This window comes from Xanthomonas sp. LMG 8993 (genome assembly GCF_009835065.2).
Classification (GTDB): domain Bacteria; phylum Pseudomonadota; class Gammaproteobacteria; order Xanthomonadales; family Xanthomonadaceae; genus Xanthomonas; species Xanthomonas arboricola.
The window spans coordinates 451,175-466,362 of the sequence record NZ_QVIF02000002.1 but is presented as its reverse complement, the minus strand read 5'-3'; the positions used below and the strand labels follow the sequence as shown (position 1 = coordinate 466,362).

Annotated in this window: 8 protein-coding genes and 1 pseudogene; 8 read left to right on the top strand and 1 reads right to left on the bottom strand. The window is 66.6% G+C overall.

Annotation, left to right across the window (positions count from 1 at the left end; translation table 11 throughout):
• The first annotated feature begins 5 nt into the window (after positions 1–5).
• The 7 genes and pseudogenes from DYQ94_RS05090 (at position 6) to DYQ94_RS05060 (ending at position 12,408) form a co-directional block, all read left to right on the top strand.
• Positions 6–2,687 (top strand): beta-mannosidase, encoded by a 2,682-nt coding sequence (locus DYQ94_RS05090; RefSeq protein ID WP_160954750.1) that lies wholly within the window; start codon positions 6–8, stop codon positions 2,685–2,687.
• Positions 2,688–2,924: 237 nt separating this feature from the next.
• Complete coding sequence (locus tag DYQ94_RS05085; RefSeq protein WP_126966182.1) at positions 2,925–5,594, top strand: glycoside hydrolase family 3 C-terminal domain-containing protein; 2,670 nt, start codon at positions 2,925–2,927, stop codon at positions 5,592–5,594.
• Between the two features lie 46 nt (positions 5,595–5,640).
• Positions 5,641–5,807, top strand: a pseudogene (locus tag DYQ94_RS05080) (6-phospho-beta-glucosidase); the annotation flags it as partial.
• A 234-nt stretch (positions 5,808–6,041) separates the two neighbouring features.
• Positions 6,042–7,502 carry a glycoside hydrolase family 125 protein gene (locus DYQ94_RS05075; RefSeq protein WP_154832432.1) on the top strand — a complete coding sequence of 487 codons (1,461 nt, stop codon included), beginning with the start codon at positions 6,042–6,044 and terminating at the stop codon, positions 7,500–7,502.
• A 133-nt stretch (positions 7,503–7,635) separates the two neighbouring features.
• Positions 7,636–9,978, top strand: a complete 2,343-nt coding sequence (locus DYQ94_RS05070; RefSeq protein WP_160954751.1) for a GH92 family glycosyl hydrolase — start codon at positions 7,636–7,638, stop codon at positions 9,976–9,978.
• Positions 9,979–10,027: 49 nt separating this feature from the next.
• Positions 10,028–11,869: a glycoside hydrolase family 35 protein gene (locus tag DYQ94_RS05065; protein WP_160954752.1), complete on the top strand. Its 1,842-nt coding sequence runs from the start codon at positions 10,028–10,030 to the stop codon at positions 11,867–11,869.
• A gap of 323 nt (positions 11,870–12,192) precedes the next feature.
• Positions 12,193–12,408 (top strand): hypothetical protein, encoded by a 216-nt coding sequence (locus DYQ94_RS05060; RefSeq protein ID WP_016904393.1) that lies wholly within the window; start codon positions 12,193–12,195, stop codon positions 12,406–12,408.
• Positions 12,409–12,480: 72 nt separating this feature from the next.
• Here the strand turns inward: DYQ94_RS05060 and DYQ94_RS05055 are convergent, their stop codons facing one another.
• On the bottom strand, positions 12,481–12,810 hold the full coding sequence (locus tag DYQ94_RS05055; RefSeq protein WP_126966186.1) for a RebB family R body protein: 330 nt from the start codon (positions 12,808–12,810) through the stop codon (positions 12,481–12,483).
• A 407-nt stretch (positions 12,811–13,217) separates the two neighbouring features.
• On the opposite strand from DYQ94_RS05055, the gene DYQ94_RS05050 reads away from it, so the two are divergent.
• Entirely contained in the window at positions 13,218–14,330 is a 1,113-nt protein-coding gene (locus tag DYQ94_RS05050) for a sialidase family protein (protein WP_126966187.1), read from the top strand.
• The last annotated feature ends 858 nt before the right edge of the window (positions 14,331–15,188 follow it).

Here is a 15,188-nt window from a genome sequence, read left to right as displayed (position 1 = left end):
CATCCATGCCCCTGTCCCGTCATCGTTGCGTTCCCGCCCCCGCCCGCCTCGGGCTTGCCCTGGCCGTTGCCATCTCGCAGGCCTGGGCCGCGCCGCCCACCGCGACGCCGCTGGACAGCGGCTGGCAGGTGCGGCTGGTGCCGGGCCAGGAGCAGGCCAGGACCTATCCGAAAGCGGCAGCGTGGTTGCCGGCGCAGGTGCCGGGCGCGGTACAGACCGATCTGATCGCCGCCAAGATCGTGCCGGACCCGTTCTATCGCGACAACGAAGGCAAGATCCAGTGGGCGGGCCTGAGCGACTGGCAATACCAGACCCGCTTCAACGTGGATGCGGCCACGCTCAAGCGCGAGCATGTCGAGCTGGTGTTCGACGGTCTGGACACGTTTGCCGAGGTCACCCTCAATGGCAAGCCGCTGCTCAGCGCCGACAACATGTTCCGGCAGTGGCGCGTGGATGCCAAACCCCTGCTCAAGCGCGGCGACAACGTGCTCGAGGTCAAGCTGTTCTCGCCGATCAAGAAGATCCAGCCGTGGCTGGCCAAGCAGCCGTACGCGCTGCCGGGCGCCTACGATTCCGCCTTTGGCGACGAGCCCGAGTCGCGCCACAGCTCCACCTATGTGCGCAAGGCGCCGTACAACTTCGGTTGGGATTGGGGCCCGCGCATGGTCAATGCCGGCATCTGGAAAGACGTGCGCATGGAAGCCTGGGATGCGGTGCGCGTGGACGGGCTGCATATCGCCCAGCAACGCGTGGATGCCGATAGCGCGCAATTGCAGGCGCAGCTGGAACTGCAGGCCGGCCGCAGCGGCCCGGTGCAGGTGACGCTGGACGTGCTCGGCCCGGATGGGCAGAAAGTCGGGCAATTCACCCAGCAGGCAGTGGTCGACCCGGGCCAGAACCGCATCGATCTGCCGGTGCGCATCGCCAAGCCCAAGCGCTGGTTCCCGGCCGGCTACGGCGCGCAGGACCGCTACACCTTCGTGGCCAGCGTGCGCGATGCCGATGGCGACAGCCAGCAGATCAAGCGGGTGACCGGCCTGCGCTCGGTGGAGCTGCGGCGCGAGAAAGATAAGTACGGCAAGAGCATGGAGATCGTGATCAACGGCATCCCGATCTTCGCCAAGGGGGCCAACCTGATCCCGCTGGATGCGTTCCCCGCACGTGTGAGCCCCGAGCGCATGCGCAGCACCTTGCAGGATGCGCGCGATGCCAACATGAACATGCTGCGCATGTGGGGCGGCGGGCATTATCAGGACGACCGCTTCTACGAGGTGGCCGACGAGCTGGGCATCATGATCTGGCAGGACTTCATGTTCGGCGGCGCGGTGCCGCCGTACGACGTGGAGTTCCGCGAGAACACCCGGCAGGAGGCGATCGAACAGGTCAAGCGCCTGCGCGACCATCCCAGCATCGTGCTGTGGTGCGGCAACAACGAAGTGCAGACCGGCTGGGAAAACTGGGGCGACCGGGTCAAGTTCAAGCAGTCGGTGGACCCGGAAGAACGCAGCCGCATCGAGCGCGGCATGACCACCTTGTTCGGCACCGTGTTCCGCGAAGTGGTGGCCACCTACGACAGCGACGTGCCGTATTGGTCCACCTCGCCTGGCACCAACTTCGACGGCGCCGCCGACCAGGCCAACGATGGCGACATGCATTACTGGAAGGTCTGGGGCGGCCCCGCGCTGCCGGTGACCGAATACCTCAACGTCACCCCGCGCTTCATGTCCGAATACGGCCTGCAGTCGTTCCCGGACATGCGCACCGTGCGTGCCTTCGCCGAACCCGGCGACATGGATCCGGAATCGCCGGTGATGCGCGTGCATCAGAAGTTCGACAAGGGCAACGGCAACAAGCGGCTGATGCTGTACATCCGCCGCGAATTCGGCGAGCCCAAGGATTTCGAGAGCTTCGTCTACCTGAGCCAGCTGATGCAGGCCGAAGGCATCAACCTGGCCGCCTCGCATCTGCGCGCCTCGCGCCCGCAATCGATGGGCTCGTTGTACTGGCAGCTCAACGATGTGTGGCCGGGTGCGTCGTGGTCCAGCGTGGACTACTACGGCCGCTGGAAGGCGCTGCACTACCACGCCCGCCGCTTCTACGCGCCGGAGCTGATCGCCGCATTGCGTAACGACAAGGGCCAGACCGAGGTGTCGCTGGTCTCCGACCGCACCACCCCGCTGGCCGCGCGTTGGCGCATGCGGGTGATGAACATGGACGGCAAGCTGCTGAGCAAGCGCGAGGAAAAGGCCACCGTCAAACCGCTCAGCAGCCTGCAGGTGGGCAACTTCAGCGACAAGCAGTTGCTGGGCAGCGCCAACCCCAAGCGCAGCTACGCGGTGTTCGAGTTGTTCGACGGCGACAAGCTGCTGTCGCGCGAGGTGGTGTTCTTCGCGCCGGCCAAGCAGCTGGCGTTGCCGGCCGCCAAGATCGACAGCCAGTGGCGCGCCGATGGCGATGGCTATGCGCTGACGCTGTCCAGCAACACGCTGGCACGCGAGGTCTGGCTATCGTTCGGCGATGTGGATGCCACGCTGTCGGACAACGCGTTCGACCTGCTGCCGGGCGAGCCGTTGACCGTGCATGTGAGCAGCAAGGCGGCGCTGGCGCAGTTGCAGTCCACGCTGCAGGTGCGCGATCTGGCGAGCACGCTGGCCGGTGCACCACCGGAGCCGGCCGAGACGAAGTAAGCCGCGCCGGGAGCAGGCGTCAGGCGATGGCGCAGCGCTCGTCTCAGGGCGCTGCGCCATACGCAAAGCCGGCGCGTGGCGCAGTGACTGCAGTCCCGGGCGCAGGTCGCATCCGATTCGGCGTCCGATCAGCAACCACCACTGCGCCAAGTGTCACCAACCGCTGCCCGCGGTGTCGCTGCGGGCAATCCAAGAACAACGCGTGACGGCCACCCGCCGCCCCGCAGGAGTGAGCAGATGTCGTTGTCCGTGTTTCCATGCCGCCTGGCGGTCGCGCTGAGTCTGGGTCTGGGCCTGCCGCTGGTCGGCGCGCCGGCGTTGGCCGCAACACAACCCGATGCGACGCCGGAGCAACGCGCCGCCGCGCTGGTCGCGCAGATGAGCCGCGAGGAAAAAGTCGCGCAGGCGATGAACGATGCACCGGCGATTCCGCGCCTGCGCATCCCCGCCTACGAATGGTGGAGCGAAGGCCTGCACGGCATCGCACGCAATGGCTACGCCACGGTGTTTCCGCAGTCGATCGGTCTTGCCGCCAGCTGGAATACTGCGTTGATGCAGCAGGTGGGCACGGTGGTGTCGACCGAAGCGCGCGCCAAGTTCAATCAGGCCGGCGCCCCGGGTAAGGACCACAAGCGCTATGCGGGCCTGACCATCTGGTCGCCCAACATCAATATCTTCCGCGACCCGCGCTGGGGCCGTGGCATGGAAACCTACGGCGAGGATCCCTTCCTCACCGGGCAGCTCGCAGTCGGCTTCATTCGCGGGCTGCAGGGCGACGATCTGGATCACCCGCGCACCATCGCCACGCCCAAGCACATCGCCGTGCACAGCGGCCCGGAGCCGGGCCGGCACAGCTTCGATGTGGACGTGTCGCCGCGCGATGTGGAGGCGACCTATACGCCCGCCTTCCGCGCCGCCCTGATCGACGGCCAGGCCGGCTCGGTGATGTGCGCGTACAACTCGCTGCACGGCACGCCGGCCTGCGCGGCCGACTGGTTGCTCAACGGCCGCGTGCGTGGCGACTGGGGCTTCAAGGGCTTTGTGGTGTCCGACTGCGATGCGGTGGACGACATGACCCAGTTCCATTACTTCCGCCCGGACAATGCCGGCTCGTCGGCTGCAGCGCTCAAGGCCGGGCACGATCTCAATTGCGGGCATGCCTATCGCGAACTCGGCACGGCGATCGAACGTGGCGAAGTGGATGAAGCCCTGCTCGACCAATCGCTGGTGCGCCTGTTCGCCGCGCGCTATCGCCTGGGCGAACTGGAAGCGCCGCGCAAGGATCCGTACGCAAAGCTCGGTGCCAGGGATATCGATAACGCCGCCAACCGTGCGCTGGCGCTGAAGGCCGCTGCCGAATCGATCGTATTGCTCAAGAACGAGGCCGGCACCCTACCGTTGAAGGCCGGCACGCGGCTGGCGGTGATCGGGCCGAATGCCGATGCGCTGGCAGCGTTGGAAGCCAACTACCAGGGCACCTCGTCCACGCCGGTCACCCCGCTGCTTGGTTTGCGCGAGCGCTTCGGCGCGCAACAGGTCAGCTATGCGCAAGGTGCGCCGCTGGCTGCGGGTGTGCCGGGCATGATTCCGGAAACCGCGCTGCGCAGCGACGGCAAGCCGGGATTGCGTGGCGAATATTTCGATAATGTCGCGCTGGACGGTGCGCCGCGCGTGGTGCGGCAGGACCGCACGGTGAGTTTCAATTGGGACCAGGTCGCGCCCGCAAAGGGCGTGCCGGCCGATCGCTACGCGGTGCGCTGGAGTGGCGAACTGCTGCCGCCGAGCGCGGGCGACTACACGCTGGCGGTGCGGGTGGCGCGCTGCTTCGACTGCGCCGGCCACGACCCGGTGCGGCTGTACATCGACGACAAGCTGGTGGTCGCCGGCAATGCCGAAGACAAGCACGTGCCGGCCGGCATGCACAACGCCGACGGCCGCAGCGTGGAAACCGTGCTGCACTTCGACGACACCCGCCCGCGCAAAATCCGCCTGGAGATGGAACACCGCGGCCAGGACCAGGGGGTGCGCCTGGAGTGGCTGGCACCGGCGGCCGCGCAACTGGCCGAGGCCGAGCAGGCGGTGGCGCAGGCCGATGCGGTGGTGGCCTTCGTCGGCCTGTCGCCGGATGTGGAAGGCGAGGAACTGCGCATCGATGTGCCCGGCTTCGACGGCGGCGACCGCAACGACATCGCCCTGCCCGCCCCGCAGCAGGCGCTGCTGGAACGGGCCAAGGCCTCCGGCAAGCCGCTGGTGGTAGTGCTGATGAGCGGCAGCGCAGTGGCCTTGAACTGGGCCAAGACGCATGCCGATGCGATCGTGGCGGCGTGGTATCCGGGCCAGTCAGGCGGCACCGCGATCGCGCGCATGCTGGCCGGCGACGACAACCCCGGCGGGCGCCTGCCGGTCACGTTCTATCGCTCCACCAAGGACCTGCCGCCCTACGTCAGCTACGACATGAAGGGCCGCACCTACCGCTACTTCAAGGGCGAGCCGCTGTTTCCGTTCGGCTACGGCTTGAGCTACACCAGCTTTGCCTACGCCGCGCCGCAGCTGTCCACTGCAACCCTGCAAGCCGGCAGTCCGTTGCAGGTGACCACCACCGTGCGCAATACCGGCACGCGTGCCGGCGACGAAGTGGCGCAGGTGTATCTGCAATATCCGGATCGCCCGCAGTCTCCGTTGCGCAGCCTGGTCGGCTTTCAGCGTGTGCATCTGAAGCCCGGCGAGCAGCGCACGTTGCGCTTCACCCTGGATGCGCGCGCGTTGAGCGATGTGGATCGCACCGGGCAGCGTGCGGTGGAAGCCGGCGATTACACGCTGTTTGTCGGCGGTGGCCAGCCCGGCACCGGCGCGGCTGGCGAGGCCGCAGCGTTCTCGATCTCGGGGCGTTCGCCGTTGCCGAAATAAGTGCGGCATCTGCGCAACATGCAACAGGCGTCGGCTGTCATGGCCGGCGCTCGGCGGCAGCCACCTGGACGCCTGCAAGGCGTTGCTGATCCGCCCGGCGATCGGCACGTAGCCCGTCGCGGCGCATGCTGGCCGAGGTGGTCCGGGCGGCATGCGCAGGACGATGGCCACTGCGCGGGGCCGGCGCACTGGCGCGGGCATGCGGCCGGTTGAAAGCCGGTGCCGCGCGACCGCCGAGGACGCGGACCAGCCACTGCCGCCATGGCCGCAGGCCATGCGTACGGCGCCGAATTGTGCGGGCGCACTATGCACATTCGGCGCACACGTTGTATGGTCATCGGGAATTGGTCATGCAGAGGTCTCATCATCGGCCCGGCACCAGATGCCGCCGCTGCAAGGATGTCCGCTGCGTCGACCGCTTGCTGAAATCCCAGGGAGCTCCAGGTCATGCACACCCGCCGCGACATCCTTCAGTTGCTGGGCGCCAGCGCGGGCGCCGGCCTGCTCGCCGGCGCATTGCCCGCCTTCGCCGCCCCCGTTGCCGGCACCTCCACGGCTGCCGGCAACTTCGTCAGCAAGCGCCCGCCCAAGGCGCAGCGCCGCTTCGTCAGCAAGGCGGTCGAGCAGCAGATCGTGCAGATCAAGGCGCGCATCGCCGACCCCGAGCTGGCCTGGCTGTTCGAAAACTGCTACCCCAACACGCTGGATACCACGGTGGAAACCGGCACCCGCAACGGCAAGCCGGACACCTTCGTCATCACCGGCGACATCCACGCGATGTGGCTGCGCGACTCCTCCGCCCAGGTGCACCCGTATGTGCCGCTGGCCAGGCGCGACCCTGCCTTGCGGCGCATGTTCCATGGCCTGATCCAGCGCCAGGCCGCCTGCATCCGGCTGGACCCGTACGCCAACGCCTTCCTGCCCGATGGCCAGACCCAGCGCCTGAAGTGGTCGCTCAACGACATCACCGAGATGAAGCCCGGCGTGGGCGAGCGCAAGTGGGAAATCGATTCGCTGTGCTACCCGATCCGCATCGCGCACGAATACTGGCGCGCCACCGGCGATGCCGCCCCGTTCGACGACGACTGGCGCGCGGCGATGCAGGTGGTGGTCAGAACCTTCCGCGAGCAGCAGCGCAAGGACAACCGCGGCCCCTACGTGTTCCAGCGCCCCTCGCCGTTGGCGACCGAGACCCTGGTGCTGGAAGGCTACGGCCAGCCGACCCGGCCCAACGGCATGATCCACTCGATGTTCCGCCCCTCCGACGATGCCTGCGTGTATCCGTTGTTCGTGCCGGCCAACCTGTTCGCGGTGGCCTCGCTGCGCCAGCTGGCGACGATGAGCACGGCCCTGCATCGCGATGCCGCGTTCGCCGCCGACTGCACCGCGCTGGCCGACGAAGTGGAAGCGGCGACACGCAAGTTCGGCCAGCAACGCGACGCCGATGGGCAGGCCTACTGGGCATTTGAAGTGGACGGTTACGGCAACCAGTTGTTCATCGACGACGCCAACGCCCCCGGCCTGCTCAGCCTGGCCTACCTGGGCTGCTGCGACCGCGCCGACCCGGTGTTCCTGCGCACGCGCCAACTGGCCTGGAGCGAACGCAACCCGTATTTCTCGCGCGGCAGCGCGGCCGAAGGCGTCGGCAGCCCGCACAGCGGCATGGGCACGATCTGGCCGATGTCGATCATCCAGTACGCGCTGGTCAGCGACGACGACGCACAACTGCGCCAATGCCTGCAGTGGCTCAAGACCACCCATGCCGGCACCGGCTTCATGCACGAGGCCTTCGACAAGGACAACCCCAGCAGCTTCACCCGCGACTGGTTCGCCTGGGCCAACACCTTGTTCGGCGAACTGATCATTGACCTGCACCAACGCAAACCCCAGCTGCTGCGCAGCGCCTGATTTTGCGAAGGGCCCGCCCTTCCAACGTGGAACTGCAGAGCTTGATCTTCCCTTCTCCCGCCGGGAGAAGGTGCCCGAAGGGCGGATGAGGGTACGGCCCGCCCCACTTCGTGACATCCAAGAGCACATCACCATGGCAACACGACGCGGTTTTCTCCAAGGCGCCATCGCGGCGGCACTGTTCGGCAGCGCCGGCCTCTCCGGGCTTGCACGCGCACGCGCCGGCAACTATGCACTGCCGGCCGATGCGCGCACCCGCGCCGAGCTCACCCGCCACGTCGATGTGTTCATCGGCACCGGCGGCCATGGCCACACCTTTCCCGGTGCGACCCTGCCGTTCGGCATGGTGCAGCTGAGCCCGGACACCTACAACGCGGTGTGGGATTCGTGCTCCGGCTATCACGAGTCCGACGGCTCGATCATGGGCTTCTCGCACACGCACCTGTCCGGCACCGGCATCGGCGACATGCTGGATTTTCTGCTGGTGCCCGCCACCGGCGAAGTGAAACTGGTACCAGGCGCACTCGACGCACCGGACAGCGGTTACCGCTCGCGCTACGACCATGCCGACGAAGCCGCCTCGCCCGGCTATTACCGCGTGCGGCTCAAGGACAGCGGCGTACATGCTGAACTCACCGCCACCGCACGCGCCGGCCTGCACCGCTACCACTTCCCCAAGGGCAAGCCGGCGCATGTGCTGCTGGATCTATGCCACGGCATGCAGGACAAACCCGGCATCCCCACCCGCATCACCGACGCGCAACTGCGCGTGGTCGACGACCGCACGCTCACCGGTGGCCGGCGCGTCTATCAATGGGCGCAGGGGCGCTACATCTATTTCGCGATGCGGCTGTCGCGGCCGTTCAAGCAGGTGCAGCTGTACAACGAAGACCAGCCGCTGGCCGCAGGCACGCGCAACGTGGACGGCGTGCACCTCAAGGCCGCCCTGCACTACCCAGATGCCTCAGACGCACCGCTGCTGATCAAGGTCGGCATCTCCGCGGTTAGCGCCGACAATGCGCTGGCCAACCTGGATGCGGAACTGCCCGACTTCGACTTCGCCCGCGTGCATGCGCAAGCCGTGGCCGCCTGGGAAAAGGAACTGGCACGCGTACGCATCGACAGCGATGACGACGCGCAACGCCGCATCTTCTACACCGGCCTGTATCACAGCCTGCTCGCGCCCACCCTTTTCAGCGATGTGGATGGCCGCTACCGCGGCATGGACCTGCAGATCCACACCGCCCCCAAGGGCTATCACAACTACAGCACCTACTCGCTGTGGGACACCTACCGTGCCGCGCATCCGCTGCTCACCCTGGTGCAACCCGAGCGCGTACCGGACCTGCTGCAATGCCTGGTGCGCGGCGCCAACGAATGCCCGGACGGCGTGGGCATCTGGCCGCTGCAAGGCGTGGAAACCGGCTGCATGATCGGCTACCACTCGGCGGTGGTGCTGGCCGAGGCGCATGCCAAGGGTTTCACCGGCATCGACTACACCGCCGCCTGGCCGGCCTACCGCAAGCGCGCCATGGACGACACCACCCATGGCCTGGCGTACTACCGCAAGCTCGGCTATATCCCCGCCGACAAGGTGGACGAAGCGGTCAGCCGCACGCTGGAATACGCCTACGACGACTGGGCCTGCGCGCATCTGGCGCAGGCCGCCGGTGCCACCGACGATGCACGCGCACTGCGCGAACGCTCGCGTAACTACCGCAACGTGTTCAATCGCGACAGCGGCTTCGTGCAGGCGCGTCTGGAAGACGGTAGCTGGGGCACGCCGTTCGACCCGCGCGGCATGGGCCATATCAGCAAATGGCGCGATTTCACCGAATCCAACGCCTGGCAGGCCAGCTTCCTCAATCAGCACGATCTGTACGGTTACATGGACCTGTACGGTGGCCGCGACGGCTTCGTCGCCAAGCTCGACGAGCTGTTTTCCACCAGCTCCGAACTGCCCGCCGATGCGCCACCGGATATCGACGGCCTGGTCGGCCAGTACGCGCACGGCAACGAGCCCAGCCATCACGTCGCGTATCTGTTTGCTTACGCCGGCCAGCCGTACAAGACCCAGGCGATGGTGCGCCGGCTGCTGCGCGAGCAATACCACGACGCGCGCAATGGCCTGTCCGGCAACGAGGACTGCGGGCAGATGAGTGCCTGGTTCGTGCTCAGCGCGCTCGGGCTGTATGCGGTGGACCCGGTCAGCGGCAACTACGTCCTCGGCAGCCCGCTGTTCAAGCGCGCAGAACTCGATGTCGGCAACGGCCGCACGCTGCGCATTGTCGCCAACAACAGCAGCGCGCAGAACGTGTATGTGCAGGCGCTGAGCTGGAACGGCAAACCGACCAACCGCAGCTGGATGCGGCATGCCGACCTGGCCGCTGGCGGCACGCTGGAATTCACCATGGGTGCCAAACCGAACCTCGCCTTCGGCGCGAACAAGGGGGATCTGCCGCCTTCGTTTGCTTGATGTTTGTCCTTACTCGTCACTCGTCACTCGTTACCGCCGAGAATCGCCCATGTTGCGCAGCACCCTCAGCCCCTTCGTCCTGGCCCTCGCGCTAGCGCTTCCCGTCGCCGCCAGTGCCGCCGACACCCACACCTGGCCCAGCTTCGGCACCCAGGGCACGCAGTTCGTGCGCGACGGCAAGCCGTACCAACTGCTCTCCGGCGCCATCCATTTCCAGCGCATCCCGCGTGACTACTGGAAAGACCGCCTGCAGAAGGCGCGCGCACTGGGCTTGAACACGGTGGAGACCTACGTGTTCTGGAACCTGGTCGAGCCGCAGCAGGGCCGGTTCGACTTCACCGGCAACAACGACGTGGCCGCGTTCGTACGCGAGGCCGCCGCGCAAGGCCTCAACGTGATCCTGCGGCCCGGCCCCTACACCTGCGCCGAGTGGGAAGCCGGCGGCTACCCCGCCTGGTTGTTCGGCAAGGACAACATCCGCGTGCGCAGCCGCGACCCGCGCTTCCTCGCCGCCAGCCAGGCCTATCTGGATGCCGTGTCCCAACAGGTGCGTCCGCTGCTCAATCACAACGGCGGGCCGATCATCGCCGTGCAGGTCGAGAACGAATACGGCTCCTACGACGACGACCATGCCTACATGGCCGACAACCGCGCCATGTACGTCAAGGCCGGCTTCGACGACGCCTTGCTGTTCACCTCCGACGGCGCCGACATGCTCGCCAACGGCACCTTGCCGGACACCCTGGCGGTGGTGAACTTCGCCCCCGGCGAGGCCAAAAGCGCGTTCGACAAACTGATCAAGTTCCGCCCTGACCAACCGCGCATGGTCGGCGAATACTGGGCCGGCTGGTTCGACCACTGGGGCAAGCCGCACGCCAGCACCGACGCCAAACAACAGGCCGAAGAGCTCGAGTGGATCCTGCGCCAGGGGCATTCGGCCAACCTCTACATGTTCATCGGCGGCACCAGTTTCGGCTTCATGAATGGTGCCAATTTCCAGGGCAATCCCAGCGACCATTACGCCCCGCAGACCACCAGCTACGACTACGACGCCATCCTCGACGAATCCGGCCGCCCCACCTCCAAGTTCGCGCTGATGCGCGACGCCATCGCCCGCGTCACCGGCGTGCAGCCGCCCGCGCTGCCCAAGCCGATCGCGATCGCGGCGCTGCCGGAGACGCCGCTGCGCGAATCCGCCTCGCTGTGGGACAACCTGCCCGCGCCGATCGCCATCGACACCCCGCAGCCGATGGAGCACTTCGGCCAGGACTACGGCTACATCCTCTACCGCACCACCGTCACCGGCCCGCGCAAGGGGCCGCTGTACCTGGGCGAGGTGCGCGATGTGGCGCGGGTGTATGTCGACCAGAAGCCGGTCGGCAGTGTCGAGCGCCGGCTGCAGCAGGTCGCCACCGATGTGGATATTCCGGCCGGCCAGCACACGCTGGATGTCCTGGTCGAAAACAGCGGCCGCATCAACTACGGCCCGCGCATGGCCGACGGCCGCGCCGGGCTGGTCGACCCGGTGCTGCTGGACAACCAGCAGCTCACCGGCTGGCAGGCCTTCCCGCTGCCGATGCGTTCGCCCGACAGCATCCGCGGCTGGACCCGCACCCCCGTTGCAGGCCCGGCCTTCCATCGCGGCACGCTGCGCATCGGCACACCGACCGACACCTATCTGGACATGCGCGCTTTCGGCAAGGGCGTGGCCTGGGCCAACGGCGTCAACCTGGGCCGCCACTGGGCCATCGGCCCGCAGCGGGCGTTGTATTTCCCGGCGCCGTTCCAGCGCAAGGGCGACAACGCCGTGGTGGTGTTCGACCTGGACAGCACCGCCAAGCCCGGCGTGCGCGGCCTGCAGCAGCAGGTGTGGATCACGCCGAAGGAGTAACCGGCACGCGGGTGGCGGGCCGCTGGCGATCGCGCACCGGCCTGGCCCGGCGTAGCGATCGAAAGCCGCACGCCCATGCCCACCGACGCCCAAACCAACCGCCAGGCAACCCGCCGGGCGCCCCCGGAGCGACGCCCCTTCAGACCGCCGCGCGCCCGCCGCTATCTGGAGGTCCGCTGCCCGCGCAGCGTCTGCTACCAATTGTGGTATCGGACCGATCGCATTCCAGGCAAGATCACCGGCTCACGCCGTTGTGGAAGGCAGTGGCGCATTCCCGTCGTCCTATCGGGCGACGGTCAGATCGTGAGTTCCAGGAGCGTTTCATGTCGTCGTCCACCGTTACGCAAGACCCTGTCTCCGCGGTTCCGGAGCAGACCCAGCACGCCTTCGCCGAACACGTCCACAGCAAGCCCGCGCCCAGCCAGCCGATCGGCAGCACCGAAGCGGCGCACCTGATGACCTTCCTGTGCCAGACCCACTCGGCCAAGCAGCCGCAGATCCTGTTGCCGCCGCAGGCGCGCGACGACGACGCGGCCTGAGTGCGACGACGCTCGCGTCAGCAATGGCAATAGCAACATTGGCGACAGCACTGCCGCTGTCGCCAGCCGCCGTTATTTGCCGGTGTTGAACGCATTGAGCACGGTGAGCAGACTGGTCAGATTGTCGGCGACACCCGCCTGCGCGACCTTCGCGACATCCGCCGCCGAGGCGGTCGTATCAAGGCTGTAGATCTGCATCACGCCCTGGTTGGTGGCGGCCTGCGACAGGGTGTTTTGCTGCTGTTGTACCGATACCGCGTTCTGAAACAGGATGTCGGTCGAATGCGCCATGCTCTGGTAGATCGTGCTCGTCGCCATTGCAGGCGCCTCGCCAATGACCTTGACGTTGGACTGCGTGACAGCATCGGTGATCTGGTCGTTGACTGATGTTGGAAAAGCCATACGTGTGCTCCTGAGTGGACGGATACACGGCGCTGCGCGTTGTTGCACGCCAATCGGCCCTGACAGCCGGTCGCAGCTGTTTACCGCGTCGCAGTGCGCCGACCAAACACCAGGCACACCGCACACCGTGTCATCTCGATAACGGCCTGCTCGCGCACGACTGAATCCTCGCAACGCCGCTTCGCGATGGACGTCGCAGGCGCAGCAAAGTCCTGCGTCATGGCGGTGTGCAGGGTCAACGCGGTCAGGCCGAGTGCGGCCAGCCAGCGCAATGGGGAGAGCGGGTGTCATGACATCGCGGCGCCTCGCAGTGGTCGGTGACCACGGCCGCCTGGGATGACCGGGGAACATGGTATTTAATAGATAATAAATAGGTATCTTTAAAATCCGCACAGGACTTCACCACGATGCTCCCGTCACGCCTGCTGACCTGCCTTGTTGCGAGCCTTGCCGCCTGCGCAGTTCAAGCCGAATCGCCCATGCCGACGCCCTCACCCATCGTGCTCAGCGAGTTCATCGCCGACCCGGCACCGACACCGCAGGCGCACGCCTCCACGCTGCTGGAAACCCGCGACGGCACGCTGCTGGCGGCCTGGTTCGGCGGCGCGCACGAGGGAGCGGCCGATGTCGGTATCTGGCTCGCACAACGCGGCGCGCAGCACTGGCAGTCGCCACGACGCATCGCCGATGGCGCGCACGCAGGCACCAATGGCGCCGCGCTGCCGGCCTGGAATCCGGTGCTGTTCCAGTCCGGCACCGGCCCGGTGCAGCTGTACTACAAGCTCGGCCCAAATCCGCGCGATTGGTGGGGACTGCGCACCACTTCCGATGACGACGGTGCGCACTGGTCGCCGTCGCAGCGCCTGCCCGACGGCATTCTCGGCCCGATCAAGAACAAGCCGGTGCAATTGCCGAATGGACGCATCCTTGCGCCCAGCAGCAGCGAAGACCGCGGCTGGCGCGCGCATCTGGAATGGAGCGACGACGACGGCGCGCACTGGCAGCGCGGTATGCCGCTCAACGACCCGAGTGTGATCGGTGCGATCCAGCCCAGCGTATTGCTGCACGCAGACGGGCGCGTGCAGGTGCTCGGGCGCAGCCAGCAGAACAGGTTGTTCAGTACCTTCTCGCAGGATGGCGGCCTGCATTGGCAACCGATGCAGTTGCTGGATGTGGAGAACCCCAACTCCGGCACCGACGCGGTGATGCTGCGCGACGGCCGCGCCCTGCTGGTCTACAACCCCGGCATCGCCGGCAAGGACTGGTGGGATGGTCGCGGCACGCTTGCGGTGGCGCTATCGACCGACGGCGTGCATTGGCAACGCGCCCTCACGCTGGAAAACAGCGCAAAAGACGAGTTCTCCTATCCGGCGGTGATCCAGACCCGCGATGGTCTGGTCCATATCAGCTACACCTGGAAGCGCCAACGCATCAAGCATGTCGTCCTGGATCCGACACGACTCGGCAGCGAGGCAGATGACATGAGATCGCCGCAGTCATTGCCCGGAAGTGTGCAATAGGTCGAACGGTCGAGGGCGCGGTGCCCTCGCCGCTTGCGGGATACGCCGTAGACCCGTCCACTGGGGGCTCGGTGGCGGCATCCATGCCGTCACACGATCCCTCAACCGGCGAGGACACCGCACCAGAGAGTTGGTCGATTGCTTTGTTTAAAACCTTGCGCACCGACCATCTCGGCTGGTCCTTGCCCGCTCACCGTCGCGGGACCTTACGCGGCATGGATGCCGCGTAAGAGCCTACATGGACGTACTTGCGGCGTGTCCCGCGAGGGTGGGCGGGCAAGGGCCCTGCAACCAAGCACCAGATCAGACGCTTTGCTTTCGCTGCTTCCACAGTGCCTCGTCTGCGCTCAACACAACATGCTCTTGAGCTCGGCCGCCGTTTCAACGCAGCAAAGCTTGGTGGTCGTGCACACAAGCAACTCGCCGACCGCCGCTCCTGCTCTTGTCCACGCACGCCGACCATCTCGACAGGTCATTGCCCGCCCACCGTCGCGGGACCTTACGCGGCATGGATGCCGCGTAAGAGCCTACAAGGACGTACTTGCGGCGTGTCCCGCGAGGGTGGGCGGGCAAGGGCCCTGCAACCAAGCACCAGATCAGACGCTTTGCGTTGGCTGCTTCCACAGTTACCCGTCTGAGCTCAACACAACATGACCTCTTGAGCTCGGCCGCCGTTTCAACGCAGCAAGCCTGGTGGTCGTGTGCTGATAGAACTGCACAAGCGACTCGCAGACCGCCGCTCCTGCTCTTGTCCATGCATACCGACCATCTCGGCAAGTCCTTGCCCGCCCACCGTCGCGGGACCTTACGCGGCATGGATGCCGCGTAAGAGCCTACAAGGATGTACTTGCGGCGTGT

Excerpts from the sequence above, each read along its gene's own strand:
- DYQ94_RS05050 (WP_126966187.1), top strand. The coding sequence starts at position 13,218 with ATGCTCCCGTCACGCCTGCTGACCTGCCTTGTTGCGAGCCTTGCCGCC.
- DYQ94_RS05070 (WP_160954751.1), top strand. The coding sequence starts at position 7,636 with ATGGCAACACGACGCGGTTTTCTCCAAGGCGCCATCGCGGCGGCACTG.
- DYQ94_RS05085 (WP_126966182.1), top strand. The coding sequence starts at position 2,925 with ATGTCGTTGTCCGTGTTTCCATGCCGCCTGGCGGTCGCGCTGAGTCTG.
- DYQ94_RS05075 (WP_154832432.1), top strand. The coding sequence starts at position 6,042 with ATGCACACCCGCCGCGACATCCTTCAGTTGCTGGGCGCCAGCGCGGGC.
- DYQ94_RS05090 (WP_160954750.1), top strand. The coding sequence starts at position 6 with ATGCCCCTGTCCCGTCATCGTTGCGTTCCCGCCCCCGCCCGCCTCGGG.
- DYQ94_RS05060 (WP_016904393.1), top strand. The coding sequence starts at position 12,193 with ATGTCGTCGTCCACCGTTACGCAAGACCCTGTCTCCGCGGTTCCGGAG.
- DYQ94_RS05065 (WP_160954752.1), top strand. The coding sequence starts at position 10,028 with ATGTTGCGCAGCACCCTCAGCCCCTTCGTCCTGGCCCTCGCGCTAGCG.
- DYQ94_RS05055 (WP_126966186.1), bottom strand. The coding sequence starts at position 12,810 with ATGGCTTTTCCAACATCAGTCAACGACCAGATCACCGATGCTGTCACG.